Annotated in this window: 27 protein-coding genes and 2 pseudogenes; 15 read left to right on the forward strand and 14 right to left on the reverse strand. The window is 59.6% G+C overall.

Annotated features, from left to right (window positions below; genetic code table 11):
• The gene (locus Q7C20_RS18125; protein ID WP_375069214.1) at positions 1 to 1158 is read left to right on the forward strand and encodes a phosphatidylserine/phosphatidylglycerophosphate/cardiolipin synthase family protein; all 1158 of its coding nucleotides are present in this window, start codon (positions 1 to 3) and stop codon (positions 1156 to 1158) included.
• 27 nt (positions 1159 to 1185) lie between these two features.
• Here Q7C20_RS18125 and Q7C20_RS18130 read toward each other — a convergent pair whose 3' ends face one another.
• Together Q7C20_RS18130 and bglX are read right to left on the reverse strand one after the other, a co-directional pair.
• Positions 1186 to 4122 (reverse strand): autotransporter domain-containing protein, encoded by a 2937-nt coding sequence (locus Q7C20_RS18130; protein ID WP_375069215.1) that lies wholly within the window; start codon positions 4120 to 4122, stop codon positions 1186 to 1188.
• 267 nt (positions 4123 to 4389) lie between these two features.
• Positions 4390 to 6681: a beta-glucosidase BglX gene (gene bglX / locus Q7C20_RS18135; protein ID WP_348060139.1), complete on the reverse strand. Its 2292-nt coding sequence runs from the start codon at positions 6679 to 6681 to the stop codon at positions 4390 to 4392.
• 239 nt (positions 6682 to 6920) lie between these two features.
• Between bglX and Q7C20_RS18140 the strand changes: the two genes are divergently transcribed.
• The 4 genes from Q7C20_RS18140 (at position 6921) to Q7C20_RS18155 (ending at position 10410) form a co-directional block, all read left to right on the forward strand.
• A complete protein-coding gene (locus Q7C20_RS18140) occupies positions 6921 to 7532 on the forward strand; it encodes a LemA family protein (protein ID WP_375069216.1) in 612 nt (203 codons plus the stop codon).
• An 18-nt stretch (positions 7533 to 7550) separates the two neighbouring features.
• The gene (locus tag Q7C20_RS18145; protein WP_375069218.1) at positions 7551 to 8282 is read left to right on the forward strand and encodes a TPM domain-containing protein; all 732 of its coding nucleotides are present in this window, start codon (positions 7551 to 7553) and stop codon (positions 8280 to 8282) included.
• A gap of 31 nt (positions 8283 to 8313) precedes the next feature.
• A complete protein-coding gene (locus tag Q7C20_RS18150) occupies positions 8314 to 8931 on the forward strand; it encodes a TPM domain-containing protein (RefSeq protein WP_348060145.1) in 618 nt (205 codons plus the stop codon).
• 261 nt (positions 8932 to 9192) lie between these two features.
• Complete coding sequence (locus tag Q7C20_RS18155) at positions 9193 to 10410, forward strand: SAM-dependent methyltransferase (protein WP_375069220.1); 1218 nt, start codon at positions 9193 to 9195, stop codon at positions 10408 to 10410.
• An 83-nt stretch (positions 10411 to 10493) separates the two neighbouring features.
• Here the strand turns inward: Q7C20_RS18155 and Q7C20_RS18160 are convergent, their stop codons facing one another.
• On the reverse strand, positions 10494 to 11393 hold the full coding sequence (locus Q7C20_RS18160; protein ID WP_375069222.1) for a DMT family transporter: 900 nt from the start codon (positions 11391 to 11393) through the stop codon (positions 10494 to 10496).
• A gap of 121 nt (positions 11394 to 11514) precedes the next feature.
• Positions 11515 to 12531, reverse strand: a complete 1017-nt coding sequence (locus Q7C20_RS18165; protein WP_375069224.1) for a DUF4917 family protein — start codon at positions 12529 to 12531, stop codon at positions 11515 to 11517.
• 123 nt (positions 12532 to 12654) lie between these two features.
• On the opposite strand from Q7C20_RS18165, the gene yiaY reads away from it, so the two are divergent.
• The 5 genes and pseudogenes from yiaY to Q7C20_RS18190 all read left to right on the forward strand — a co-directional run.
• The gene (gene yiaY, locus Q7C20_RS18170; RefSeq protein ID WP_375069226.1) at positions 12655 to 13803 is read left to right on the forward strand and encodes an L-threonine dehydrogenase; all 1149 of its coding nucleotides are present in this window, start codon (positions 12655 to 12657) and stop codon (positions 13801 to 13803) included.
• Positions 13804 to 13895: 92 nt separating this feature from the next.
• Positions 13896 to 14570 (forward strand): NAD(P)H-binding protein, encoded by a 675-nt coding sequence (locus tag Q7C20_RS18175; protein ID WP_348057870.1) that lies wholly within the window; start codon positions 13896 to 13898, stop codon positions 14568 to 14570.
• Positions 14570 to 14668 (forward strand): annotated as a pseudogene (locus tag Q7C20_RS18180) (LysR family transcriptional regulator); the annotation flags it as partial. The gene Q7C20_RS18175 and the pseudogene Q7C20_RS18180, both read left to right, overlap by 1 nt.
• A gap of 125 nt (positions 14669 to 14793) precedes the next feature.
• Entirely contained in the window at positions 14794 to 15732 is a 939-nt protein-coding gene (locus Q7C20_RS18185) for a hydroxymethylglutaryl-CoA lyase (protein ID WP_375069228.1), read from the forward strand.
• Positions 15714 to 15866 (forward strand): annotated as a pseudogene (locus tag Q7C20_RS18190) (MFS transporter); the annotation flags it as partial. The gene Q7C20_RS18185 and the pseudogene Q7C20_RS18190, both read left to right, overlap by 19 nt.
• Here the strand turns inward: Q7C20_RS18190 and Q7C20_RS18195 are convergent.
• Positions 15867 to 16355 (reverse strand): DMT family transporter, encoded by a 489-nt coding sequence (locus Q7C20_RS18195; protein ID WP_375069229.1) that lies wholly within the window; start codon positions 16353 to 16355, stop codon positions 15867 to 15869.
• A 77-nt stretch (positions 16356 to 16432) separates the two neighbouring features.
• Between Q7C20_RS18195 and Q7C20_RS18200 the strand changes: the two genes are divergently transcribed.
• A complete protein-coding gene (locus Q7C20_RS18200) occupies positions 16433 to 17341 on the forward strand; it encodes a LysR family transcriptional regulator (RefSeq protein WP_375069300.1) in 909 nt (302 codons plus the stop codon).
• A gap of 7 nt (positions 17342 to 17348) precedes the next feature.
• On the opposite strand, the gene Q7C20_RS18205 is transcribed toward Q7C20_RS18200, so the two are convergent.
• Together Q7C20_RS18205 and Q7C20_RS18210 are read right to left on the reverse strand one after the other, a co-directional pair.
• Positions 17349 to 17633, reverse strand: a complete 285-nt coding sequence (locus Q7C20_RS18205) for a type II toxin-antitoxin system RelE/ParE family toxin (RefSeq protein ID WP_375069302.1) — start codon at positions 17631 to 17633, stop codon at positions 17349 to 17351.
• Positions 17623 to 17862 (reverse strand): ribbon-helix-helix protein, CopG family, encoded by a 240-nt coding sequence (locus Q7C20_RS18210; RefSeq protein WP_348057878.1) that lies wholly within the window; start codon positions 17860 to 17862, stop codon positions 17623 to 17625. Before Q7C20_RS18210 ends, Q7C20_RS18205 begins: the two co-directional genes overlap by 11 nt.
• 102 nt (positions 17863 to 17964) lie before the next feature.
• On the opposite strand from Q7C20_RS18210, the gene fos reads away from it, so the two are divergent.
• The 3 genes from fos (at position 17965) to Q7C20_RS18225 (ending at position 19719) form a co-directional block, all read left to right on the forward strand.
• A complete protein-coding gene (fos, locus tag Q7C20_RS18215; protein WP_375069231.1) occupies positions 17965 to 18375 on the forward strand; it encodes a fosfomycin resistance glutathione transferase in 411 nt (136 codons plus the stop codon).
• Positions 18376 to 18430: 55 nt separating this feature from the next.
• Entirely contained in the window at positions 18431 to 19072 is a 642-nt protein-coding gene (locus tag Q7C20_RS18220; protein WP_375069233.1) for a LysE family translocator, read from the forward strand.
• 119 nt (positions 19073 to 19191) lie between these two features.
• Positions 19192 to 19719 carry a DUF4142 domain-containing protein gene (locus Q7C20_RS18225; RefSeq protein WP_375069234.1) on the forward strand — a complete coding sequence of 176 codons (528 nt, stop codon included), beginning with the start codon at positions 19192 to 19194 and terminating at the stop codon, positions 19717 to 19719.
• A gap of 54 nt (positions 19720 to 19773) precedes the next feature.
• Here Q7C20_RS18225 and Q7C20_RS18230 read toward each other — a convergent pair whose 3' ends face one another.
• The 6 genes from Q7C20_RS18230 to Q7C20_RS18255 all read right to left on the reverse strand — a co-directional run bounded on the left by Q7C20_RS18230 (position 19774) and on the right by Q7C20_RS18255 (position 22760).
• Positions 19774 to 20199, reverse strand: a complete 426-nt coding sequence (locus Q7C20_RS18230; RefSeq protein WP_348057886.1) for a low affinity iron permease family protein — start codon at positions 20197 to 20199, stop codon at positions 19774 to 19776.
• 114 nt (positions 20200 to 20313) lie between these two features.
• On the reverse strand, positions 20314 to 20814 hold the full coding sequence (locus Q7C20_RS18235; protein WP_348057888.1) for a methylated-DNA--[protein]-cysteine S-methyltransferase: 501 nt from the start codon (positions 20812 to 20814) through the stop codon (positions 20314 to 20316).
• Positions 20815 to 20898: 84 nt separating this feature from the next.
• On the reverse strand, positions 20899 to 21309 hold the full coding sequence (locus Q7C20_RS18240; protein WP_375069237.1) for a type II toxin-antitoxin system HicB family antitoxin: 411 nt from the start codon (positions 21307 to 21309) through the stop codon (positions 20899 to 20901).
• Between the two features lie 22 nt (positions 21310 to 21331).
• Positions 21332 to 21514, reverse strand: a complete 183-nt coding sequence (locus tag Q7C20_RS18245) for a type II toxin-antitoxin system HicA family toxin (protein WP_348057892.1) — start codon at positions 21512 to 21514, stop codon at positions 21332 to 21334.
• Positions 21515 to 21906: 392 nt separating this feature from the next.
• Positions 21907 to 22212 (reverse strand): DUF6482 family protein, encoded by a 306-nt coding sequence (locus Q7C20_RS18250; RefSeq protein WP_348057894.1) that lies wholly within the window; start codon positions 22210 to 22212, stop codon positions 21907 to 21909.
• Between the two features lie 23 nt (positions 22213 to 22235).
• On the reverse strand, positions 22236 to 22760 hold the full coding sequence (locus Q7C20_RS18255) for a DUF3833 domain-containing protein (RefSeq protein ID WP_375069239.1): 525 nt from the start codon (positions 22758 to 22760) through the stop codon (positions 22236 to 22238).
• Between the two features lie 224 nt (positions 22761 to 22984).
• Here Q7C20_RS18255 and Q7C20_RS18260 point away from each other — a divergent pair, with 224 nt between their 5' ends.
• The gene (locus Q7C20_RS18260; protein ID WP_375069241.1) at positions 22985 to 23788 is read left to right on the forward strand and encodes a DUF1206 domain-containing protein; all 804 of its coding nucleotides are present in this window, start codon (positions 22985 to 22987) and stop codon (positions 23786 to 23788) included.
• Positions 23789 to 23839: 51 nt separating this feature from the next.
• Here the strand turns inward: Q7C20_RS18260 and Q7C20_RS18265 are convergent, their stop codons facing one another.
• Entirely contained in the window at positions 23840 to 24511 is a 672-nt protein-coding gene (locus Q7C20_RS18265) for a glutathione S-transferase family protein (RefSeq protein ID WP_375069242.1), read from the reverse strand.
• Positions 24512 to 24782: the final 271 nt, after the last annotated feature.

A 24782-nucleotide genomic window follows, 5' to 3' on the forward strand; every position in this document is an offset into this window, starting at 1 on the left:
ATGGGCGGCGCGGTTTTTCCGTGGCGCAGCGCCAACCGTTTCGAGTTGTTGATCGACGGGCCTCGTTTTTTTCCGCAGATGCTGATGGGCATCGACCGCGCTGAGCGGCACGTCGACCTGGAGTTGTACCTGGTCGAAGCCGGGGCGTGTGCCGAAGCGATGGTGCAGGCATTGGTACTCGCCGCCGAACGCGGCGTGCGGGTGCGTTGCCTGTTCGATGATTACGGCAGCCTCGCGTTTACCCTGAGTTTGCGTAAGCGGCTGACGGATGCGGGCGTGGAGCTGCGCTTCTACAATCGGCTGAGCTGGCGCCGCTGGATGCGCAACCTGTATCGCGACCATCGCAAGCTGTTGGTCATCGATCAGAGCGTCGCAGTGGTGGGTGGCACTGGCGTGACCGATGAATTCTGGACGCCGGGGCAAGACACCGCCGACTGGCATGAAGTGATGGTGCAAATCAGCGGCCCGTTGGTGCTGGATTGGCAGGCGCTATTCGACCGCCAGTGGCACGCCAATGTCGCGCGCCGGGAATGGAAACCCGCCACCCATTTCGGTCTGCCGCGCCTGCCGAAAGTACCCGCGACCGGGCCAGGCCTTGGCCGCGTGGCTTACGCCGACGCCCGTCAGCACCGCGACATCCTGCAATCACTGATCCGCGCCTTGAACAGCAGCCAGCAGCGTATCTGGCTGGCCACGCCGTATTTTTTGCCAACCTGGAGCGTGCGTCGGGCCTTGCGTCGCGCCGCCGGGCGCGGTGTGGATGTGCGCTTGCTACTGACCGGCCCGCGCACCGATCACCCGTCGGTGCGCTACGCCGGGCACCGCTATTACCCGCGCTTGCTGCGCGCTGGCGTGCAGATTTTTGAATACCAGCCGTGCTTCCTGCACTTGAAAATGGTGCTGGTGGACGATTGGGTGAGTATTGGCTCGTGCAATTTCGACCACTGGAATTTGCGCTTCAACTTGGAAGCCAATCTGGAAGCGCTGGACCCGGAATTGACGCTGGCCGTGGCGGGCAGTTTCGAACGCGATTTTGCTCAGAGCCAGGCGGTGAGCCTGGAAGCCTGGAAGGCCCGGCCATTGTGGCGACGGGTGAAGCAGCGGGTGTGGGGCTGGATAGACCGGTTGGTGGTCAACTTGCTGGATCGGCGGGGGTAGGGCCCCCGCCTTTGCAGACAATCGGGCTTAAAACTGCAGCGAATACTGCGCGGTGATGCTTTGGTCTCGCGTGCGTTCGCCGCGCTGTTGGCTGAAACCGAAGTCCAGTGCGCTGTCGCGTGTCAGGCGTGCGGTGGCGCCCAGTTCCAATCGGGCGCTGAGCCGGTCCAGCGGCGCGCCGCTGACACTCGCCACACGCCCGCCGTCCCAAGCCGCCTGGGTGGTGGGTTGCAGATCGCCGCTGGCATGGGTGTAGGCTAGGCCACCACGCAGGCTCAACCACGACGGGCCGATCTGCGCCTGGCCCAGGTCAACGTTGAACCTTACACCACCGGTGGTCAGGTTGACGTTCTCTTTCGAGCGTTTGCCGCGCAGTGCAGCAATACCGCCGCGTTCGTTGAAGCCGTCGCTGCGCTGTTGCACATTGGCCAGTTGCAAGTAGGGCTGCCAATCCCAGAAGTCATGGCTGAACTTATAGTTAGCCTCGGCAAAGGTCTGCACGGTGCGGCTGGCGTACTTGGTGGACAGACGGTTCTCTATACCGGGGAAGCTGACGCGGCGTTTTGTCTCGATCTCATGTTGCGCATACGCAATGCCGCCATACAGGCCGAAAGCGTCCCAGTTGTGGCCAGCGTGCAGGCCCAATTGGAAACTTTCGACACTGGCTTTGCCGCGTGCTCCGGCCTTCACCTCGGTTTGACTGCTGCCGGCAACCACACCCAGTCGCGTGCCTTGTTCCAGTGTGTGATCAAACCCCATTAGCAGGCCTGTGCTGCTGTGGGCAGTGCGCGCGGTGTTGCTGTCGCCGGCGAGTTGGCCGGATTGGCGGGGCAATTGCACCCAGACACCCTGGTTCAGCGCCTTTGGCTGAGCACCGCGATTGCTTTGCGCGCCAAGCTGACGGTCGAATGCTGCCTGACGCAATACGCGGCTGTTCTCGATGACTACCGCTTGGGTGCTGGCATGCAACTCGCTGCTCAATTGGTCCAGCGCCGAAGGTGCCTGCTCGGGAAACAATGCGGCTAGGCGTTGCAGCAGTGGGGAGGGTAAGTTTTCAGCGTCGGCGGCATCGGCGACGGCGCGCTGGTTGGCAGTGCCTGCTGCCGAGGCCAGTGACCGGCCACGGCCGAATTCCACCTGTAACGCGTTACCTTCCTTGACCTGGGAAACACTCAGGAAAGGCGAAAATTCACGGCGATCAATCGAGGTAAACTCGCCGTTCACCCCGCCTTGGGCCTGGAGGATGCTGTAGCGCTGGCCCAGGTAATAGCGATTGGGTTGCGCGCTCAGGTATAGCGAGCCGCCATTGATGGATGCCTGGTTGCTGACCTGCAGTTTTGCCGGATCTGCCTGAGCGACCAAGCCGGTCATCAGGGTTGAACCGGTGGCTTGCGTGTAGTCGCCCTCGACAGCCAACGAGCCGTTCAGGCGCAGCACGCCGCCGTCGACGTTGACGTCGCCCTTGAGGTGGTTGGTGCCGTCCAGCTCGAGAATGCCCTGCGTGAGTGTGGCGCCGGCGAAGCTGTTATTACCGCTCAGGCGCAGCCAACCGATGCCGGTTTTTTCCAGGCGTCCCGGGCCGCTGATATCGTTGCGCCAATCGTCCCAGGCGCCGCCTTGCCAGACAATCGCGCCACCGGCGGGGCGGTCCATGTTCACCGAAGTGTCGACACGCAGTTGGCCAGGGCCGTCGATGGCTTTTTTCAGGTTTAACAGGCCCCAGCCGTAGACGTCGTCCACACCCGGCTCGCCGAGGTCAGTCGCAGTGGTCAGCAGTACGTCGCGGATTTGTGGGTTGTCGAGGTAGGGGAAGCGTTCCATCAGCAGTGCCAGCGCGCCGGTGACGTGGGGGGCGGCGATGGAGGTGCCCGAGGACGTCAGGTAACCAAATTCGGGCTTGTCGCCGGTGACTCTGAAACCATTGACGTCATCATCGCTGTCTAATTGTGTTTCGGTTTGCACTGGGCCTGTGACCCAGGAAGACGTGATATCTGTTCCAGGTGCGGCCAGGCACCAGTCTTTACTTACGCCGCAACGGTAGGAAAAATCGCTCAACGTCAGGCCTTGATTGAGGTTTACCACGGTCAGCCAATAGGGTTCCAGCTCCTTGATTGCTCTGGGTAGGCTGGGATGAAGCCCGGCGATGGGGGCTGCTTGCGGGGAGGCATTGGCAATTTGTGTATTGCCCGCTGACCATATGTGCAGCATGCCGTATTTGAGAGCACCGTCGGCTATGGCCCCGAGTTCACGATATGTTGTGTTGTTTAAGGCGTTATCCAATTCGGCCACGCTCGCGAATGGCTCGATGTACCCCCAGCTGTGATTGATGGCGCGCACTTTTTGTTCTTGTAACTGGGCGTACGTGGCCTGGATTGCTTCCGGGCTTGCGGAAGAGATGCTCAGTGACGGTCCGAACACAAAGGGCGAGTCTCGATAGCTGTTACTGAACCTGCGTACGGCGCTGAGGCTGGCGGCGTAAGCGACGCCTTGGATACCGCTGCCATCGCGGTTGGCGAGTATTTTTCCCGCAACGAAGGTGCCGTGTGGGTCGTAGTGTGTGCCTGCGACCTGAAGGTACTGTTGGAGTTGCTCTTCGGTGAGATTGCCATCGGCGACAGCTTCGGCTAGCGCTTCCACCGCACCGGGCGGCAAATCATAAAAATTCACCACAGAACGGTCTCCTTCGCTGTAGAAGCAGCCACCGGATAATATCGTGTCACTCGCGCAGCCCGGGTCTGCCAAGCGCACGCCATTACGTTCCTTTCCGGAAAAATCGCCATGGCGCAAGTCGGTTCCAGTGTCGTAAATGCCAAGGCGTATACCTTCGCCGCTCAAACCTCTGGCATAGGCGTAATCAGCACGGATTGCGGCCAGGCCCCAATCTTTATTGAATTCCTCACTGCGCCAACTGGCTGCATCGTGCAGACGGCCTTGCTCGACATAGGTCGCTGCTTCAACGGGCATACCCGAGAGGCACCCAAGCACACAGAGTGCGATGGCATTTCGCTTGAACGATGATTGAGCGGGCAGTTTTTTTGCTGCCACTCGGGCTTTTTTTAGGGGCGACATAGTCCACGCACCTGCACTTAAATTCGGGCTGACAGGGTGTGCGAATGGGCTGGGGAGTGCTGTAGGACTTGGCTTGGAGGAGGGTGGGAAGCTTGACTTTCTGCTGGCTGCAACGGGCTGGTGCGCGAGCCCCCTTTTCAACGAAGAGGGGGCTGCGTGGGGTTACAACAACTCGAACGTCTGTTGCTGTACATCCTGGGAATCAAGCCCGATCTGCACGTTGAATTCGCCCGGCTCAGCGGCGTACTTGAGTTGGGTGTTGTAGAACTTCAAGTCTTCTTCGGTGATGGTGAAGTGCAGCGTGCGCACTTCACCGGCCTTGAGCATGACCTTCTGGAAGTTCTTCAACTCCTTGATCGGGCGGATCATCGAGCCGGCCACGTCCTGGATATACAACTGCACCACGGTTTCGCCATCGACCTTGCCGGTGTTTTTAACCGTGATACTGGCGTCGAGCTTGCCGGTCTTGTTCAGTGTGGTGGACGACAGCGCCATGTCCGACAGGCTGAACGTGGTGTAGCTCAAGCCATAGCCAAACGGAAACAGCGGGCCGGTGACGTCATCGAAGTACTGCGAGGTGTAGTTGCCCGGCTTGCCCGGCGTGAACGGCCGGCCGATGGTCAGGTGGTTGTAGTAAGTCGGAATCTGCCCCACCGAGCGTGGGAAAGTGATTGGCAGCTTGCCCGACGGGTTGTAGTCACCAAACAGCACGTCAGCGATGGCGTTGCCACCTTCGGTACCGGCGAACCAGGTTTCCAGGATCGCGTCGGCTTGTTGGTTCTCATCCAGAATCGACAATGGGCGGCCGTTCATCAGCACCAGCACCAGCGGTTTGCCGGTGGCTTTGAGGGCCTTGATCAGGTCGCGCTGACTTTGCGGGATGTTCAGGTCGGTGCGGCTCGATGATTCGTGGGACATGCCACGCGACTCGCCCACAGCGGCGACCACCACGTCGGCATCCTTGGCGGCCTTGACCGCTTCGTCGATCAACACTTGCGGCGAGCGAGTGTCATCCACCACTTCCGGGGCATCGAAGTTGAGGAAGTTGAGGTAGTCCACCACTCGCTTGTCATTGGTGATGTTGGCGCCGCGGGCGTAGATCACTTTGCCTTTTTCACCGATGACAGCGTTCAAACCGTCCAGCAGGGTCACCGATTGCTCGGGTTTGCCGGCGGCGGCCCAGCTGCCCATCATGTCGATCGGCGCTTTGGCCAACGGGCCGACGAGCGCGATGGTCGCAGACTTTTTCAGCGGCAGGGTGTTGTTCTGGTTTTTCAGCAAGACCAGGCTGCGGCGCGCGATATCACGGGCATCGGCACGGTGCAGGCGGCTTTCGGCGTAGGTGTCAGCCGGGTCATCTTCGGCCTTGCCGATGCGCAGGTACGGGTCCTTGAACAGGCCCATGTCGTACTTGGCGCCGAGCACTTCACGCACAGCGTTGTCGATGTCGCTCTGCTCGATGTCGCCGGATTTGAGCAGCCCAGGCAATTCCTTGCCATACAGCGAGTCGTTCATGCTCATGTCGATGCCGGCCTTGATCGCCAGCTTCGCGGCTTCACGCCCGTCCTTTGCGACGCCGTGCTTGATCAGTTCGAAGATCGCACCGTGGTCGCTGACGGCCAGCCCCTTGAAGCCCCAGTCGCGGCGCAGCAGGTCGTTCATCAGCCAGGTGTTGGCGGTGGCGGGTACGCCGTTGATCGAGTTCAAGGCCACCATCACGCTGCCGGAGCCGGCCTTGATCGCCGCGTGGTAGGGCGGCAGGTAATCCTGGTACATCTTGACCGGGCTCATGTCGACCACGTTGTAGTCGCGACCGCCTTCCACCGCACCGTACAGGGCGAAGTGCTTGACGCTGGCCATGATGCTGTCGGCGTTGGCCGGGCTGGTGCCCTGGAAGGCCTTGACCATCACTTCGGCGATGCGCGAGACCAAATACGTGTCTTCGCCGAAACCTTCGGAGGTACGGCCCCAGCGCGGGTCGCGGGAAATGTCGACCATCGGCGCAAAGGTCAGGTCGAGGCTGTCGGCGGCGGCTTCCTGGGCGGCAATGCGCCCGGAGCGGCCGATGGCCTCCATGTCCCAGCTGGAGGCCAGGGCCAGGCTGATCGGGAAGATGGTGCGATGGCCGTGGATCACGTCGTAGGCGAAGAACATCGGGATCTTCAACCGGCTGCGCATCGCCGCGTCCTGCATCGGACGGTTTTCCGGACGGGTGATCGAGTTGAACGTGCCGCCGATGCGGCCGGCGGCGATTTCCTTGCGGATCAGCTCGCGGGGCATCTCGGGGCCGATGCTGATCAGGCGCAATTGGCCTATCTTTTCATCCAGGGTCATCTGCTTGAGCAGGTCGTTGACGAACGCGTCCTTGTCCTTGAGTGGGGCGGGCGCTGTTTCGGCCCAGACGGGATGGCAGGCCAATGTGGCCACTAGGCCGAGCAAACACAGCTTCTTCATGAATTTCCTTTCGTGGCGTACGGCGCGGTGACAAAGGGCACGCTGCTCGGCCAAAGTGTTTGGAACATATGTTGTTGTTTGGGTGTTAAGTCAGACAAATGCAGCACACAGGTGAACTCTGGTGGGCGCCAGGCATCTTTTAGCTGATTGGCTTCATGCATGCCAGTGGTGGCGGATTATGCATCAGGCGCACGTTTTATAGGGTTATCTAATTTCACAGGAAGGTCGCGGAGAAACATATGTCTATAATTCAAGGATATCGCTGGGGTTTCAAGGCGGCGGCATTGCTGCTGTTGGGTACGGTGCTGAGCGGTTGTGGCATCAATACCATCCCGACGCTGGACGAACAGGCCAAGGCGGCCTGGGGCCAGGTACAGAACCAGTACCAACGACGTGCCGACCTGATCCCCAACCTGGTGGAAGTGGTCAAGGGTTATGCCGCCCATGAGCAAGACACGCTGACCGCCGTCATCGAAGCACGGGCCAAGGCCACTTCGATCCAGGTGGATGCCAGCACCCTCGACAACCCCGAGAAGCTCAAGCAGTTTCAACAAGCCCAGGACGGTTTGAGCGGTGCACTCAGTCGTTTGATGGTGGTGTCCGAGCGCTACCCGGACCTCAAGGCCAACCAAAACTTCCTGGCGCTGCAATCGCAACTGGAAGGCACCGAAAACCGTATTGCCGTCGCACGTCGCGACTTTATCCAGGCGGTGCAGGCCTACAACACCGAAATTCGCACGTTCCCGGGCCGTCTGTGGCACAGCGTGATGTACAGCGACTTGCCGATTCGCGCCACGTTTGAGGCCACCAGCGCCGACGCTGATAAAGCGCCGCAAGTGAAGTTCAAATAAGGCTTCATTGAGGTGTCGATGCGTTTATTACGGATAGGCCTGGCGCTGTGGCTCCTGGCATGCGTTGGCGCGGCCCAGGCGGCGCTGACCTTCCCGGCGTTAACCGGCCGGGTGGTAGACACGGCCCAGATGATCGACCCGGCGGTGCGCGAGCAACTTAGCCAGCAATTGCAGGCGCTGGAACAGACCACCGGCAACCAGATCGTGGTGGTCACGGTGCCGGACCTGCAAGGCGTGCCTATTGAAGACTTCGGTTATCAATTAGGCCGCCAATGGGGCATCGGTCAGAAGGGCAAGGACAACGGCGCGCTGTTGATCGTCGTCCGCGATGAGCGAAAATTGCGCATCGAAGTCGGCTACGGCCTGGAAGGCGTGCTGACGGATGCGCAGTCGTGGGTCATCATCAACCAGGTGATTACGCCCAAGTTCAAGGCCGGTCATTACAGCCAGGGCATCAGCGACGGCGTGGCAGCCATGCTGCAAGTGGTGGGCGGTGAGCCGCTGGCGGTGCCGGCCCATGTGGCGGATACGAATTTCGCCCTGGACAACCCCGGGCTTTCCATCGGCCTGTTTGTTCTGCTGATCGGCGTATTGTGGTTATGCAATCGCCTCGGCCTGCCGGTTGGCGCTATTCTGCTGGCGATTCTCAGCAGCAGCGGACGCGGCGGTGGTGGAGGAGGCGGTGGTGGCGGTGGCTTCAGGGGCGGCGGCGGTGGTTTCGGCGGCGGTGGCGCCTCAGGCGGCTGGTAATGACAATAACGAGAAAAGAGCATCTACAACCATGGCATTACTGACTGAACACGAGCAGCGCCAAGTCGCCGAAGCGATTGCCCGCGTCGAGAAAACCACCGATGCCGAATTGGTGACCGTGCTCGCCGCCCGTGCCGATGACTACGCCTACATCCCGCTGTTGTGGGCCAGTTTGATCGCTTTGGTGGTGCCAGGAGTGGTGCATTACGTGTCGGGCTACCTGACCATGTACACCTTGCTGCTGGCGCAATGGGCGACGTTTATTGTGCTGTGCCTGGTGTTTCGTTTGCCCAGGGTCACCACGCGGTTGATCCCCCGCTCGGTGCGGCATTGGCGTGCGTCGAACCTGGCGCGACGCCAATTTCTGGAGCAGAACCTGCACCACACACTGGGCAGTACGGGTGTGCTGATTTTCGTCAGTGAAGCCGAGCGGTATGTGGAGATTCTGGTGGATGACGGAATTTCCACGCGGCTGGATAACGGCAGTTGGGATGTGATCGTCAAGGCGTTCACCCAGCAGGTGAAACAGGGGCAAACGTTGGCGGGGTTTATTGCCTGCATTGAAGCCTGTGGCAAGTTGCTGGAAGTGCACGTGCCGGTGACGCAGACGCGCAATGAGCTGCCCAATCGCCTGGTTGTGCTCGAGTAGCCGAGTTAACACTGGGTTAAAAATGTGGGAGCGGGCTTGCTGTGGCGAGCAAGCTTGCTTGCGCTGGGGTGCGAAGCGCCCCCGAAAAGCCGGCTCCAGCTTCGCTGTCGTACGGGAGCAAGCTCCCTCGCCACAGCAAGCCCGTTCCCACATTTGGTTTTGTGTTAGCCGATACGATTACCGTTGATCAAATAACCCCGTGCCCTAAACTTCCATCCCCCCTAAAATGCCCGGCATTCCCTGCCCGAGGCGTTTTTGTTCATGTCTGTCACCGCTCAACCTGCCCGCCCTGCGCCGGATCATCACGCCCAGTTCATCGAACTGCTCAGCGACAGCCTCGCGCAGAATGCGTTTATCAAGCTGGTGCTGGCCAAGTACGTCGGTGAAGAAGCCGAGTTGCAGCGGCTGATCATCAAGCCGGTAACGGTCAAGGAGCAGGCCTGCCTGTCTTTTGTTTACCGCTATAAAACCCGCGACATCACCAAAAACTTGCCACTGATTGAAGGCGTGGCGGCGATTGCCGCGCTGCTGCCGGCCCAGTTCAAGAACGCGCACTTGCTCTCGCTGACCGACGAAGCCCAGCTGGAATACAGCAAGAAGAACAAAAGCTCACTGTTCAAAAGCAAACCGCAGCAACTGCGTGAGGCACCATCGGCCGAGCATAACCGTGAGAAGAACCGCTTTCTGGACCTGAGCCGGCCGTTCCTCGCCGACCTGGGCGTGACCGACGCCAAGCAGGCGTTGATCCCGTCGATGTCGCGCAAGTGGAAGCAGATCAACAAGTTCATCGAAGTGTTCAGCCATGCGCTGACCACCTCGCCGTTAAAGCTGGACCAACCGGTGCGCGTCGCCGACTTCGGTTCGGGCAAGGGCTACCTGACCTTCGCCATCCACGATTACCTGCGCAATACCCTCAAGGCCGAGGGTGAAGTGACCGGTGTGGAATTGCGCGAAGACATGGTGACCCTCTGCAACGCCGCCGCCGCGCGCCTGGAACACCCGGGGCTGGTGTTCAAGTGCGGTGACGTACGCAGCGTGGCGCCGAGCGAGCTGGACGTGATGATCGCGCTGCATGCCTGCGACATTGCCACGGACTACGCAATCCACACCGGCATCCGCTCTGGTGCATCGATCATCATGTGCTCGCCGTGCTGCCACAAACAGATTCGCCTGCAGATCCAGAGCCCGGTGCTGCTCAAGCCGATGCTGCAATACGGTTTGCACCTGGGCCAGCAGGCAGAGATGGTGACCGACAGCTTGCGTGCACTGTTCCTGGAAGCCTGTGGTTATGAGACCAAGGTGTTTGAGTTTATTTCGCTGGAACACACCAACAAGAACAAGATGATCCTGGCGGTGAAACGCGCAGAGCCGGTGGACAACGCGCAGTTGCTGGAGAAAATCCAAGAATTAAAAGCGTTCTACCACATCACCGAACACTGCCTGGAAACACTGCTGCGCGGGGATGGTTTCTTGAGCTGAACACTGTCCCCTGTGGGAGCTGGCTTGCCTGCGATAGCGGTGGTGCAGCCACCACCGTCATCGCAGACAAGCCAGCTCCCACATTAGACCAAACTCGGCTTGGGGGCTGGCGCTGACTGCACTGCAGTCTTGCGCCCCAGCATCACCGTCACGATCACCCCGCAGGCAAACACCCACGTAATCGGTTCGATATGTTCACCAAAGAACAGCGCCGAAAACGCGATGGTGAAGAAGATTTGCACCAGCTGTATCTGGCTGACCCGCGCAATGCCGCCCATGGCCAACCCGGCGTACCAGGCAAAGAATCCGAGGAACTGCGAGAACAACGACACATACCCAAACGCCCACCAGGCGCGTGTGGAAATTGCCCCTTGATGCTGCGCCGCCAGGTACCACACCGGGCCAATCAAAATCGGCGTCGACAACACCAGCGCCCAACAGATCACCTGCCAGCCGCCCATCTCCTTGGCCAACCGGCCGCCTTCGGCATAGCCCAGACCGCCCACGGCAATTGCGCCCAGCATCAATAAATCGCCCGCTTGAATGCTGCCGTCGCCGGTGATCAACGCATAACTCAATACCAACGCACTGCCCAGCGCGGCACAGGCCCAGAAGGCTTTTGACGGCCGCTCATGGGATAGCCACGCCGCATACAGCGCCACGCACAGCGGCTGCAGGCCGTTGACCAGCGCGCCATGGGACGCCGGCAAGGTTTGCATGGCCCATGCCGACAGCACCGGAAAACCAAGAATCACTCCGGCAATCACCAGGCACAGCCCGCGCACCTGACGCCAGGTCGGCCAGCGTTCACGGCACCACAGCAAAAGTGCCGCAGCCGGAATCGCCGCGAACAATGCGCGGCCCAGGCCGTTGAGCAGCGGGTGGATTTCCTGCACCACAATGCGGGTGAAGGGCAGGGTCAGGCTAAAAATGACAACGCCCAGCAGGCCGAGGGCCATGCCGGTGTTTTCGCGCGAGCTCATGGTGGGGGACCGGGATCAAAAGGGCTTCAGGGGAAGCCCATCTAGCCACAACCCCGGGAAAAGGCGGGCTTACAGCTGATGGCTGATTTATCCGTACAGTTAAACTCACTTGCTCGGAAGATCAGCGTTCCACAGGCACCGACAGCGCCGAATTACCCAACGGATGGGTGCGCGCCGCAAAGAACTTCAGTGCCACGCCAGTACCGTCAAACAGCTGCGAATACCGCCGCTTCTGCTGACGAATAAACCCGTCACTGCGCCCCGACACCGAAATCGCCAACGTGGTCAGCCTGGCCTGCCGGATCGCATCCACCAGGTGCTGATCCTGCGCTCCCAACTCATGGCCAAAGATGCACAGCGTGCCCTCATGGCTGAGCAACTGCTCATAACAAAACGACAGGTAATCCGAACTGCGGATGGTCTTGAGCTTCTCCTCAACCTTGCCCTCGCTGACAAACAGCGGCACATCGTCCAGGGTTTTGATCGTGTTGTTGATCGCAAAACTGCTGAGCAAGGTGCTGTCGGTGGACGGCAATTTACGCGCCGTGCCGTCGAGGTTGCGCACCAGGTGCAGGCCGCCGTGCAGGTAGAGGATGCGCGTGGCGTCGGTTTGAGTAGTGCGCAGATCGAAGCTGGCGTCGGCACTGCGGAACAGGTCGTCGATGCCCGGTGTATGCAGGATCGCCCAGTAGTTGAGCAAGTCGTAATTGCTGGTGAACACTGTGTCGTAGCTGGACAGTTCCGCGTTGATCGCCGTCAGCGTCGACGGCTGCACCAGGCGCCACGGGATGTGCACGCTGTGGATGGTGTTGATCAGCGCTTCCTTGATCGCGTAGTAGCGATTGCGCGGCGCTGCCGAACTGACGGCCAGCGCCTTGTTGACCCGGCTGGTGGTTTTCAGCGCGCCCAGAGCCTGCTCGAAACTGCGGGTTTGCAAGGCGTCGAACACACTCAACTCGGATTGGCTCAAGGGTTTTTCTTCGACGGTGCGCGCGTTTTCAAACAGCGAGTCGTAGGCGAAGTCTTCCCAAATGGTCCGGCTTGCGCCGTTGCCGATCAGAATCCCGCTGAAGTCGCACGCAGCGCGCACGGCGCTCCAGTCTTCAAGGTGGGCGTCAATATCCTGGAAATCCTTCATTGCGGCGGGTCTACTCAAAATCAGCTGGGCGGTGACTTTATCATGAGCCGGCGTTGATCCTGATCAAGATGCGCCGTGCGGCACCGGTTGATGCTGTGGGTATAACGCCTCTGAGGATTCGCCATGAGCAGCACCTTCTTCATTCCCGCCGTCAACATCATGGGCACCGACTGCCTCGACGAAGCCATGATCGCCATCCGCAATTACGGCTTTCGCAAGGCGCTGATCGTCACCGACGCCGGGCTGGCCAAGGCGGGCGTCGCGAGCATGATCGCCGAAAAACTGGCGATGCAGGACATTGACTCGGTGATCTACGACGGCGCCAAGCCCAACCCCAACGTCGAAAACGTCGAGAAAGGCTTGGTGCTGCTTGAGGCCAATGCCTGCGATTTTGTAGTGTCCCTGGGCGGCGGCTCACCCCATGACTGCGCCAAGGGCATCGCCCTGTGCGCCACCAACGGCGGGCATATCAGCGACTACGAAGGCGTCGATCAATCGAGCAAACCGCAGCTGCCGCTGGTCGCCATCAACACCACCGCCGGCACCGCCAGCGAGATGACCCGCTTCTGCATCATCACCGACGAAAGCCGCCACGTGAAAATGGCCATCGTCGACCGCAACGTCACGCCGTTGCTGTCGGTCAATGACCCGGCGCTGATGGTCGGCATGCCCAAAGGGCTCACCGCTGCCACCGGCATGGACGCGCTGACTCACGCCATCGAAGCCTACGTGTCCACCGCCGCCACACCGATCACCGACGCCTGCGCGATCAAGGCTATCGAGCTGATCAGCGCCAACCTGCGCCTGGCCGTGCGCGATGGCAGCGACAAGGCCGCGCGTGAAAACATGGCCTACGCGCAGTTCCTCGCAGGCATGGCGTTCAACAATGCGTCGCTGGGTTTTGTGCACGCCATGGCGCACCAGCTCGGCGGTCTTTACGACCTGCCCCACGGCGTGTGCAACGCGGTGCTGCTGCCCCATGTGCAAAGCTTCAATGCGAGCGTCAGTGCCAATCGCTTGAGCGACGTGGCGCGTGCGTTGGGCGCCGATATCAAAGGGATCACGCCGGAGGAGGGCGCCCAGGCGGCCATTGCGGCCATTCGTACGCTGTCTCAGGACGTGGAGATTCCCGCGGGCTTGCGTGAGTTGGGCGCCAAGTTGCAGGATATTCCACTGCTGGCCACCAATGCGTTGAAGGATGCATGCGGGCTGACCAACCCACGCCGCGCCGATCAGCGCCAGATCGAGGAGATCTTTCGCAGCGCGTTCTAAAGGGGGCGGTCGTCAGCTGCAAGCGTTAAGCTACAAGCCGAACTGCATCCAACTTGAGCTTGAAGCGTGCGGCTTGCCGCTGAGGTCCCCTGATGAGAGTCCTATTATTCGGCGCCACCGGCATGGTCGGCCAAGGCGTGTTGCGCGAGTGTTTGCTGGCCGCCGACGTGCAGGAAGTGGTCGCCGTCGGCCGCACGCCGCTGACCCAGGAACACGGCAAACTGCACCAAGTGCTGCACAGCGACATGCTCGATTTCCAGCCCCTGGAAAACCTGCTGCAAGGCTTTGATGCCTGCTTCTTCTGCCTCGGCGTTTCGTCGGCGGGCATGAATGAAACCAACTACACCCACCTCACTTATGACCTGACCCTGGTCGCAGCCAGTACCCTCGCGCGGCTCAACCCGCAGATGACGTTTATCTACGTGTCCGGCGCTGGCACCGACAGTTCCGAGGCGGGCAAATCAATGTGGGCGCGGGTCAAGGGCAAGACCGAGAACGCCCTGCTGCGCCTGCCGTTCAAGGCGGTTTATGTGTTCCGGCCAGGAGTGATTCAGCCGCTGCATGGCGCGCGCTCGAAGACGCCGTTGTACCAAGCTTTCTACACGGTGCTCGGGCCGCTGCTCTCGCTTGTGCGGCGTGTAAAACCCTCGTGGGTGATCAGCACCGAAACCGTCGGCCAAGCGATGCTGACGGCGGTGCGCCATGGCGCGCCGCAGGCGGTGGTGGAGCATGCCCAGATCAATCGGCTGGCCAGCGAGCGTCGCTGATGCTGCACAAAAGCCTGGTGCGCCGCCTGGACCTGATCACCTTGCAGTTGTTTGTGGCGGTGTTCGAGAAAGGCACGCTGACCCGCGCCGCCGCCCGCGGACCATGCGCTGGCCGCGTGAATTGGCAAGGCCCAACCCTCGGCCAACACACCGATGATATCCTCGGCAGCCTGGGCCTGACCGGTGCCGATATACAACGTCTGAAAACCTCGAGAGTGGTGCAATGATCACTGATTATTCCGACGCGCTGATCGTGCAGGAAGTGTCCCCGCGCGATGGCCTGCAAATCGAGCGGACCTGGGTCGAGACGGCCGACAAAATCGCCCTGATCAACCAGCTGTCCCGCGCCGGTTTTTCGCGAATAGAGGCGGGTTCGTTTGTCTCGCCCAAGGCCATTCCGGCGTTGCGAGATGGCGAGCAGGTGTTCCAGGGCATCGAGCGCCAGCCCGGTGTGATCTATGTGGCGCTGATCCCCAACCTCAAGGGCGCCCAGCGCGCCATCGAGTCCCGCGCCGATGAGTTGAACCTGGTGATGTCCGCCAGCCAGACCCACAACCTCGCCAATATGCGCATGCGGTGTGAGGCGTCGCTGGCAGCGTTCGGCGATATCGTCAGCTTCGCCGCCGACCACCCGGTGCGCCTCAACGGCAGCATCGCCACCACGTTCGGCTGCCCGTTCGAGGGCAACATTGACGAGGACCGCGTGCTGCAAATTGTGGAGGCCTATCAAGCGCTGGGCATCCAGGGCATCAGCCTTGCGGACACCACCGGCATGGCCAATCCACGCCAGGTCGAGCGTCTGGTCAAGCGCGTGTTGCAGCGCGTCTCGGCCAGCGACCTGACCCTGCATTTTCACAACACGCGCGGCTTGGGTTTGTGCAATGTGCTGGCCGCCTACGAAGCCGGTGCCCGTCGTTTTGACGCTGCGCTGGGTGGCTTGGGCGGTTGTCCGTTTGCGCCAGGCGCGTCGGGCAATATCTGCACCGAAGACTTGGTGAACCTGTGCGAGGAGGTCGGTATTCACACCGGTATCGACCTGCTGCACCTGTTGCACATGTCCCGCCGTTTGCCGGCCTTGCTCGGCCATGAACTGCCCGGGCAAGTGGCCAAGGCCGGGCGCAATTGCGACCTGCACCCACCACCGGATTACTCAGCCCGGTGATGGTGGGGCGGATCAAGGACCTTACCGGCAGCACCACGCCAGCGCTTTACGTGATCGGCGTGTGTGCGCTGTTGGCGGCGGCGCTGTTGCTGTGGGGCTTGCCGCAAAAGCTGCGCACGCTGGACAAGGGCTGATCAGCCCGCGGTTGCCATTACGCGAGCGGGGCTGGCACTGAACTGAATCAACGCCACCCCGCCAATCAACAACAACGCCCCCAACACGCGGGGCGTTGTCAGTTGGCGCTCCACCAGGCCGAACAGGCCGAAGTGATCGAGCACCAGCGAGGCAAGAATCTGCCCGGCCATGGCCAGTGCGATAAAACCGGAAGCGCCGAGCTTGGGCAGCAGCATCAAGGCCAGTGAAATAAAGCACACGCCAAACGCGCCACCGGCCCACATCCACAGCGGGGCCTTGCTGATAAACGCCACACTCGGCAGCGGTAAGCGCAGCGCCAGAATCACTGGCAACAACACGATGATACTCACCAGCAAAGACGCCAGCGTGGCCCACAAAGGGTGGCCGAGCCCACGGCCGAGGTTGGCGTTGATCGCACTTTGAAACGGCACCACCGCCCCGGCGATGACTGCCAGTGCCAACAAACCTGTCCAATGCAATGTGGTCATTTCCAATCTCCCAGAGGTTTTGCTGGACTCTAGGCTATTCGTCGCGCAAATTTAAATTCCAATTTCTTATGCTGAGTATGCAGCCGATGAATGATCTGCGCCGCATCGACCTCAACCTGCTGGTGATCCTCGACGCCTTGCTCAGCGAGCGCCACGTCACCCGCGCCGCGCAGCGTTTGCACCTCAGCCAACCGGCGGTCAGCCATGCGCTGGCGCGGTTGCGCGACCTGCTCGGTGACCCGCTGCTGGTGCGTCAGGGCGGTACATTAGTGCCAACGGCGCGTGCGCTGGAGTTGGCGGCGCCGTTGGCCGAAGCCCTGGCTCACGTGCACGCATTGCTGGCGCCAAACCGGTTTGACCCGGCCTCCGCCAAGCGCAGGTTTCGCGTGGCCATGTCGGACTACAGCGCGGCGATCTTCCTGCCGGGTTTGGTTCGCGTCCTGCGCCAGCAAGCGCCGGGTATCGACCTGCAAATTATTCAGGCCAGCCGCGAAGGGATGGTTGACGGCGTGCTCAATGGTGATATCGACCTGGCCGCCGGCGTGTTCCCCGACACGCCCGCCGAACTGCGCACCACGCCGTTATTCGAGGAGCATTACACCTGCCTGGTGGACCGCAACAGCCTGCCGGCAAACGGCGAACTGGATCTGCCCACCTACCTCTCACGCCCGCATGTGCTGCTGGAAATGCGCGGCAGCGGTACGCCGGAAATCGAGCGGGCGCTGACGGCGATTCGTGAACGACGGCATGTAGCAATCAGCCTGCCGCATTGGGGCGTCGCGCCGCAGCTGATTCAGGGCACGGACCTGATCCTGACCGTATCGTCGCGCGGGCTGCTGAACATTGATCATCAGCAACTATTGGCCGTGCCGCCGCCCTTTCATATTCCTTCGTTTGCGTTCGAGCTGGCGTGGCACGCGCGACGGGGCGGGGATTCGGGGTTGCAGTGGTTGATGGGTCAGGTGCAGGGTGTTTTACAGGGCTAAACAGTCCTCACCAGGATGTGGGGGGCTGCCGGCGCGTATGAAAGATCCTCATCACTTGTAATCTACCTTCACGGATACGGTAGGGAACAATGTAAGGCCATCGCGGCACAACCCACTCGCGGGTACCGGGTACGCGACCCTCTTTGCCCATCGCGGGGAACTCGGCGACGTGTTGCAGGCCAGTCAAGATCGCTTGGACAAACTCACGGGCCGCTTTGGGATTTTCTTCTGCGATAAACGCTGCTTCATCATCAAGATTTCTGAGGGCAGCCCTCAGCCACTCAACGCGCATCAGCGCGCCATTTATCAGCGATCGCATTGACCTCCTCAGCCGTTGCGAAGTCACCTGCATCCGCTTCTTTCACAGCTTTTTGAATTTCCTCGATTTGCCACGCTTCACGCGTCAGGTACTCCCGTAATGCATCAACGGCAAGGAAGGATTTACTGCGTCCCGTGGCTTTGGCGAGACTGGCGAGTGTATCGGCGACGTCTTCCGGTATGCGAAGTGACATAACAGACATAGGAGCCTCGATGTAGTGATCTGTAGTGCAACATACTACAGTGTCACCCAATCAACGGTTCGCTCCGTTCGTCAGCGACGAATTCAATTAAAGGAAGTATTTATGCTTTCAGGCTTCAACCACCTGACCCTGGCGGTCACTGATTTGCATCGCAGCGTCGGTTTCTACCATGACCTTCTGCAAGTGAAGCTCGACGCCACCTGGGACAACGGTGCCTACCTGTCACTGCCGGGCTTGTGGTTATGCTTATCGCTGGATTCATCGCGCCACTCAAACCCTGCAGCCGACTACACCCATTACGCGTTCAGCGTCGATGCACCGCATTTCGACGAGTTGGTCGCGCGTCTGCGCGCCGCCGGGGTGCAGGAGTGGCGCGACAACCGCAGTGAAGGTCATTCGTTTTATTTTCTCGACCCTGATGGCCACAAGCTCGAAGCCCATGTCGGGGATATGGCCTCACGCCTGCAAGCCTGTCGCGCCAGGCCTTATGCGGGAATGAAGTTTTACCCGTAGCACCAGAACGTGCAGAATCGAGGCACCTGTTAACCGTCTGTCCAGAGTCGTGCCCATGACCCCATCCTTGCTGCTCGCCGTCCTCGCTTCGGGTTTTATCTACGGTATTACGCCTGGTCCTGGCGTGTTGGCGGTGTTTGGTATTGGGGCGGCTCGCGGCCGTCGCGCCGGCGCAGGTTTTTTGTGCGGGCATTTGCTGGGCGATGTGGTGTGGTGCAGTACCGCGTTGGTCGCGATTGTGGGCGCGCGGGAAGTCGGCAGCAGCGCATTTGACGTGCTGGGCGTGCTCAGCGGCCTGTACCTGTTCTGGCTCGGCTGGCGCGCGATTCGCACCCAGCGTCGCAGCAGTGATGCGCCTCAGGGCGCTGCGCGGCACCCGTTTTGGCACGGCATTCTGTTTGGCCTCACCAATCCCAAGGCCTATCCAGTGGCTGTCGCGACCTTTACCGCGCTGCTGTCCAGCCGTGCCGAGTTGCTGACATGGGCAATGTTGCCGTGGTTGATTGTCCTGAGCTTCATTGGCGGCGTACTGGCCTACGCGATTCTGATCGGTGTGGTGGGCGCTCAACGTGTACGTAGGGTGTATCAGCGCCATGAAATCCTGATCACCAAACTCTGCGGCGTGATGTTTATCGGCTTCGCCATTAACGCCTTGGCTCACGCGTTGCCGGGCCTGTTCGGCAGCAAACCGGCCTGACGCGACGACGACCGTTCGTCGCACTGGCGAGTTTTTTCTAAACCTTTGCCGCCCTGAAAATTCGAATTCAGGGCGGGGTGTATGTTCCCGCACTTATTTTTGCCCTGGAGGAACCCATCATGAGCCGTATGGCTATCCGGTTACGCACCGCCAGTTTCGCGATGCTGCTGGGCCTCGGCGCCAGCAATGCTTTCGCCCAGTCGTCCGCCGAATTCATCGAGCAGGCGTCGGCCAAAGGTATGGCCGATATCGAAACCAGTCGCATGGCCCACGCCAAAACCTCGTCCCAGGAAATCAAGGACTACACCATCGAGGTGATCAACGAGCGCACCCTGGCCAACCAGCATTTGGCCGCCATCGCCAAGAAGCTTGAGCTGCCGGTAGCGCCGCGCGAGAAGATCGTCGATAAAGCCGAAACCTTGATGCCCGAGCTCAAGGACGGTGATTCGTTTGACGCCGCCTACACCGCGCAACAGGTCAAGGAAACTGAAGACGCCATTGCCCTGTTCAAGAAGGAAGGGGCTGCGTCGGATGTGCCGGAAATAAAGGCGCTGGTGGATGAGACGCTGCCCAAGCTGGAAGATCGTCTGCAGAAAGCCCGTGCCTTGGCATCGACCTACGGTAAAGGCCATCAAGGCGACGGTTGAACAGGTGATTTGAAAACAGGAACGGCGGTTGGATGATGTCCAACCGCCGTTTTTTTATGCCTGATTCAGGTTCGTTTTGGTTTGCGCAGCGTCGTCGGCCGCGTCGCCGCAACTGCTGTTCAGGCTCACCGTACCGGTGTTGCCGATGCTGCGATATTGCTGGCGCAGTTTTTCCAGCTCTTTGCGGTCCAGGCCATCCAGGCTCAACACGGCGTTCTGTGCATCCTTGGAGACGCGCAGCAGTTCGTCGATCTTGATGTGCAGGATGTCGTTGTCGCGGTTTTGCGTGTTCTGGATCAGGAAGACCATCAGAAAGGTGATGATGGTGGTGGAGGTGTTGATGATCAGTTGCCAGGTGTCGTTGTAATGGAAATATGGCCCGCTCAGGCTCCACACAAAAATCAGCGCGACGGCGGCGTAGAACGTCCGGGCGCTGCCTGCCCAGCGGGACAGGGATTGTGAGATTGCGGAGAATTTCATGACCGTTTTTCCTTAGTAAGGTGGGTGATGAAAGTATGGACCGCAGCGGTGCTTTGAAATTTCCTTTTACAATTTGGCCTCTGAATGAAGCACTACGGTTTTGTGGCCAGAGCCTTAAAAGGCCAGTTCTACCTGGCCCGTGCCTTCCAGCGCGAGTAAATACTGCTTGGCTTCCAGGCCACCGGCAAACCCGGTCAGGCCGCCCGAAGCACCAATGACTCTATGGCACGGCGCGATGATCGAGATGGGATTACGCCCATTGGCAGCGCCTACCGCGCGTACGGCTTTCGGGTTGCCGATCTGCCGGGCGATCTCGCTGTAGCTGCGGGTTTCGCCAAAGGGAATGGTCAGCAGCGCCTGCCAGACTTGCTTCTGGAATTCGGTGCCGGCGAAGTCCAGTTCCAGTTCGAAACGGTAGCGGGTGCCGGCGAAGTACTCGTTCAACTGGCGTTCGGTTTCCAGCAACACCGGGTTGTCGTTCGCTTCGTACAACTGACCCAAACGCACACGGTTGGCGCGTTCTTTTTCCCACAGGATGGCGCCGAGTTTTCCATTACGCGCCACCAGCGTCAGTTGGCCGACGGGGGAGGGCATCCGTGTGTATTCGCAAGGCATGAACGGCTCCTGATGTGGCGAGTGTCTGTTCAATCTAGAGCGGCTTGCCCAGTTGAAAACTGCGTTTCTTGCGGTTGAATTCGATCACCGGTCCTGTTGCAGCACCTTGAGTGCCGCCGAGGCCAGAAAGCCCGAACGGCTCTTTTCTTCAGGGTGATGCAGTACATATTCATCGATGCGATTGAGCAGATAACCGGGCAGCGTGATATTGAGCTTTTGCGCCTTGCCCAGGTACTTGGTGACATCGATGTCTACCACGGCCCAGGTGCAGCCCGCGTACTGAGGATTGGCCGCGTGTAATGTAACTTTCTGCGCGTTGGGAATCGGCGCGCCGTCTTCGGCGAGAATCTCGAAGTGACCTTCGATGGCTTCACGGGCCATGGCCATGGCGTCGTCGAGGTCGTCGCCGGCCGAGTAACAGCCCGGAATATCCGGGACTTCAACGCCCCAGGCGTGATCGTCATCACCGTTTGAAATTGCGATGGGGTAAAGCATGTCGGTTGTCCTCCACGGACGGTTAGCTCAGCAGAGCTTGTTTCAAGATGCTCTTGGCGGTCTTGTCCAACAGGTCCTTTTTCGGATGGGGAATCGTCACCAACCCCGGTTTCGTCGGGTGCTTGAAGTGGTGATGGCTGCCTCGGGTGCGCGCCAGATACCAGCCGTCTGCAACGATATGACCTATCAAATATCGGCTATCCACATCACCTCCTTGTGGTGTGTGTTAGTGGTGACTATAACCACTGAAAATAAATTATCAACACTCTACCTACCGACGGTCGATGACCGGTCTTTCGGTAAGTTGCGACTGAAGTGTATGAGCCCGCAGGAATGGCGCCTGGAAGAGGTATTGCGAGGTTTTTCGAGGGTGTTACCGGGTGTGTAAAACCTCTGAAATCACGGCGAGGAAGGCGTCAATTAACACACCTCTTGCCTCTGTTGGCGTTAAAGCGCGTCATTGCGCGCAGGCATCGGGCGCGCCGGTTTTCGTGTTGATTTTCCCGGTCTACAAACCTGCGTTCAGCTGCCGGCCATTCAACAAATGATTGAGCCAGGGCTGATGCAGGTAGAAGCGGCGCAAAACCGCGAGGCGTCTTAAAGATGCGACGTCAGCGAAAACGGAATGCGCAACGCACCGATGGGCCCTTCGCGCACACCGCACATTTCGTCGTGCACACTGTGCTGCACCAGCACACAGGGAAACGGCGGGACTCGTTTCAACAGGTCGCGCAAGTGCGTGGTGGAGCCAATTCGCAGCGGCTTGGCATCATCGTCCACAAGCGTTGCTTCGGTATGCTCCAGCCTGACACGCGCGATGTAGAAACCACCCTCCAGCGACAGCAGTTCCAACTCACGTATTTCACCCTTCACGGCCAGTTCGGTCAGCTCTTGCAGATTCATGCTTCACCCTCGCTGTAAGTCGCTCATTGGCGACGAAAAAACAACGTGACCTGGCCCCATTCGACGCCGAATTTGGTCATGCTGGAACGGTTGATCAAGGTGTCTTCGTCCATCAAATACATCCAGTCATCAAAGCTGACTTCGTAGACCGAGCCGTCCACCGGCAGGTTGAGTCGGTAGCGCCAACGCAGCGCGTTACCCGCTACTTCGCCGATCGCCTCGCCGACCACATCACCAGCTCGACCGCGCCAGCGCCCAGGGCCGTCCGGTGTCAGCGTCCACACGCGCTGTTGACGTGTGCCATCGCTGTACAGGAAGCGTTCGTCGAGAATCAAGGCGTCGCCTTCGCGGCGGCTGACGATATTGACCTCGAAGCGCTTGGCCACTTCCCCCGAGCGTTTCTGGAAAATCCCCCACGCCTTCACGGGCTTGCTGAAGAAGCGCACCAGGTCCAATTGCGGTTGCTGGTCGGCGTAGTGGTCCACTCCGACGTTGCCGCAGCTGCTCAGACTCAATACCAGTAACAATGAAACCAGTAGACGTGTCATTGCCCGGCTCCCCTCTCGTGCGCGGCGAAGCGCCAACGCCTTCCTTGATACTTGTACAGAAATATCAATTTGTACAGGTTTTGACGAAGAAAATAGCGATCATTTCAAATCTCGCCAAGTCTTCGCGATTTTGGGCCACGAAATCCTTGAGCCATCGACACGGCAATAGAACCCCATCCTTCAAGAGGGGTCTGCTCCTGTATCAACTCTGGGGAATACAGTGAATGTCCGCGCAACATAGCTTGGTGATACTCGCTCGGGGAGGCTACGCCGCTCGGGGAGTGCTTTATTTGATCATCGGTATCTTCGCACTGCTGGCAGCGCAGGATTCGACAAAACCCAAGGACAGCCACAAGAGCCTGGAAGCATTGCTAAGCCAGCCATTTGGTTATTTTCTGGTTGGTCTTGTGGTGGCGGGTCTGCTGGCATTTGCGGCCTGGCGCGTCTTGCAAGCTACGCGTGATGTCGATCATCACGGCAAAGAACCCAAAGGCTTGGTAATTCGCGCCGGTCTGTTGGCGGGCGGTATGGTCAACGGCGCGCTGGCGCTATTTGCTTTGGGTCTACTGATCAGCGGTATTGAAAGCTCAGGCAACTCCGGAGGGCAGGCCAGGGACTGGCTAGCGCATCTCTTGTCTTGGGATCATTCGAATGTGTTGGTGTACCTGATCGCACTCGTACCGCTTGGTGTGGGCATTGCTCACATCATCAAGGGATGGAAGGCGTCGTTCGAGAAGTATTTTGAAGCCGACGAAGAGGTGATGCGGTATGTCCGCCCAGTGTCGCGGTTCGGTCTGATTGCCCGTGGGGTTGTTTTTATAGAGATTGCGTTGCTGCTGGCAGTCAGCGGTTCCGCGTATCAGGCCATGGATCCACCCGGTATGAAGGAGGCTCTAAACGCGCTCCAGAATCTACCCTTTGGGTGGCTGATATTGATGGTGATGGCTTTGGGGCTGATTGCTTTCGCGGTTTACAGCTTCTCTGAAGCCTGCTGGCGCAAGATCAACATGGATGTGCCGGGCATGTAAGGCAACTTCAAGGATTGAGTCGGGTAAGTAACTTTTCCCGACTCTCACTCACTATTTAAGAGCAGCCAATAATTCGTTGTCCTTCGCTACAGCGCTTATGTAGGCAGGTCTTGCAATCAACTTTTGGGCGTAATCTACAAACGCTTGTCGGCCTGGCAGGGTTTGTAGGCCCAGGCCCCATCCGACGTGGGAACCGACGTATACATCCGCAGCAGTGAAGCGATCACCCGCGATGTATGGTTTGGCCGACACCGCCCACTCAAGCTGATCCACCATACGCTCGTAGCTGCCGTAGCCCAGAAAGAACTCCTGGCTGGTAGTCGGGGTAAACCCCGCACGAAAATTGGTCACGGCTTGTTCTACCGGCCCTGCAGCGAAGAACATCCAGCGATAGTAATCAGCGCGCTCTTCGCTCGTCGGCGAGAGTAACGCCTCAGGAAAGGCCTCCGCCAAATAGGCGCAGATTGCCGCGCTCTCGGAAATGATTCGCCCTTCGTGCTCAATGGCTGGAACCTTGCCAATAGGGTTCACCTCACTGAAGAACGTGCTTCGTTCATCATTTACGTCGGTGGGCCTTTGCAGCGCTGCGCCTCCCCACGGGTCTCCCTCGCTTGAACGCTCGTAATCCAAAACCACCGTTTCATAGGCGCAGCCAATCTCTTCAAGCATCCAGCGCACCATCCGTCCACGCGAATTAGGGTTGGTGTAAAACTTGATCGTCATAGTCTTCTCTCTGAAATTATCGGAACCCGAACTCAGAGGATAAAGATGTCAGCCCATGCTGAAACCAGCAGAGCGCGCCAGAATGCTCGCGGTTTGCGCCATTAGTATTTTCTTGCCATTCATACTGAACGCTCTTATTCAAATGGCCGTGCAAACCGCTGAGTCTGGCATCATGAGACGCCAGGCTTGCCTGGTTTTTCCAGACGGAACCCAGCCATTAGCGTTTGCTCCCACAACCCACGCCAGGTACGGCGCCCCTACCTTCCGTTCA

The organism is Pseudomonas sp. AMR01, from assembly GCF_041946035.1.
Lineage (GTDB): Bacteria > Pseudomonadota > Gammaproteobacteria > Pseudomonadales > Pseudomonadaceae > Aquipseudomonas > Aquipseudomonas antarctica_B.

Excerpts from the sequence above, each read along its gene's own strand:
- Q7C20_RS18250 (WP_348057894.1), bottom strand. The coding sequence starts at position 22,212 with ATGAATCTGCAAGAGCTGACCGAACTGGCCGTGAAGGGTGAAATACGT.
- yiaY (WP_375069226.1), top strand. The coding sequence starts at position 12,655 with ATGAGCAGCACCTTCTTCATTCCCGCCGTCAACATCATGGGCACCGAC.
- Q7C20_RS18155 (WP_375069220.1), top strand. The coding sequence starts at position 9,193 with ATGTCTGTCACCGCTCAACCTGCCCGCCCTGCGCCGGATCATCACGCC.
- Q7C20_RS18165 (WP_375069224.1), bottom strand. The coding sequence starts at position 12,531 with ATGAAGGATTTCCAGGATATTGACGCCCACCTTGAAGACTGGAGCGCC.
- Q7C20_RS18185 (WP_375069228.1), top strand. The coding sequence starts at position 14,794 with ATGATCACTGATTATTCCGACGCGCTGATCGTGCAGGAAGTGTCCCCG.
- Q7C20_RS18225 (WP_375069234.1), top strand. The coding sequence starts at position 19,192 with ATGAGCCGTATGGCTATCCGGTTACGCACCGCCAGTTTCGCGATGCTG.
- Q7C20_RS18240 (WP_375069237.1), bottom strand. The coding sequence starts at position 21,309 with ATGCTTTACCCCATCGCAATTTCAAACGGTGATGACGATCACGCCTGG.
- Q7C20_RS18195 (WP_375069229.1), bottom strand. The coding sequence starts at position 16,355 with ATGACCACATTGCATTGGACAGGTTTGTTGGCACTGGCAGTCATCGCC.
- Q7C20_RS18200 (WP_375069300.1), top strand. The coding sequence starts at position 16,433 with ATGCAGCCGATGAATGATCTGCGCCGCATCGACCTCAACCTGCTGGTG.
- Q7C20_RS18265 (WP_375069242.1), bottom strand. The coding sequence starts at position 24,511 with ATGACGATCAAGTTTTACACCAACCCTAATTCGCGTGGACGGATGGTG.
- Q7C20_RS18235 (WP_348057888.1), bottom strand. The coding sequence starts at position 20,814 with ATGCCTTGCGAATACACACGGATGCCCTCCCCCGTCGGCCAACTGACG.
- Q7C20_RS18220 (WP_375069233.1), top strand. The coding sequence starts at position 18,431 with ATGACCCCATCCTTGCTGCTCGCCGTCCTCGCTTCGGGTTTTATCTAC.
- Q7C20_RS18175 (WP_348057870.1), top strand. The coding sequence starts at position 13,896 with ATGAGAGTCCTATTATTCGGCGCCACCGGCATGGTCGGCCAAGGCGTG.
- Q7C20_RS18145 (WP_375069218.1), top strand. The coding sequence starts at position 7,551 with ATGCGTTTATTACGGATAGGCCTGGCGCTGTGGCTCCTGGCATGCGTT.
- Q7C20_RS18255 (WP_375069239.1), bottom strand. The coding sequence starts at position 22,760 with ATGACACGTCTACTGGTTTCATTGTTACTGGTATTGAGTCTGAGCAGC.
- fos (WP_375069231.1), top strand. The coding sequence starts at position 17,965 with ATGCTTTCAGGCTTCAACCACCTGACCCTGGCGGTCACTGATTTGCAT.
- Q7C20_RS18160 (WP_375069222.1), bottom strand. The coding sequence starts at position 11,393 with ATGAGCTCGCGCGAAAACACCGGCATGGCCCTCGGCCTGCTGGGCGTT.
- bglX (WP_348060139.1), bottom strand. The coding sequence starts at position 6,681 with ATGAAGAAGCTGTGTTTGCTCGGCCTAGTGGCCACATTGGCCTGCCAT.
- Q7C20_RS18150 (WP_348060145.1), top strand. The coding sequence starts at position 8,314 with ATGGCATTACTGACTGAACACGAGCAGCGCCAAGTCGCCGAAGCGATT.
- Q7C20_RS18130 (WP_375069215.1), bottom strand. The coding sequence starts at position 4,122 with ATGCCCGTTGAAGCAGCGACCTATGTCGAGCAAGGCCGTCTGCACGAT.
- Q7C20_RS18205 (WP_375069302.1), bottom strand. The coding sequence starts at position 17,633 with ATGCGCGTTGAGTGGCTGAGGGCTGCCCTCAGAAATCTTGATGATGAA.
- Q7C20_RS18125 (WP_375069214.1), top strand. The coding sequence starts at position 1 with ATGGGCGGCGCGGTTTTTCCGTGGCGCAGCGCCAACCGTTTCGAGTTG.
- Q7C20_RS18210 (WP_348057878.1), bottom strand. The coding sequence starts at position 17,862 with ATGTCTGTTATGTCACTTCGCATACCGGAAGACGTCGCCGATACACTC.
- Q7C20_RS18260 (WP_375069241.1), top strand. The coding sequence starts at position 22,985 with ATGTCCGCGCAACATAGCTTGGTGATACTCGCTCGGGGAGGCTACGCC.
- Q7C20_RS18230 (WP_348057886.1), bottom strand. The coding sequence starts at position 20,199 with ATGAAATTCTCCGCAATCTCACAATCCCTGTCCCGCTGGGCAGGCAGC.
- Q7C20_RS18140 (WP_375069216.1), top strand. The coding sequence starts at position 6,921 with ATGTCTATAATTCAAGGATATCGCTGGGGTTTCAAGGCGGCGGCATTG.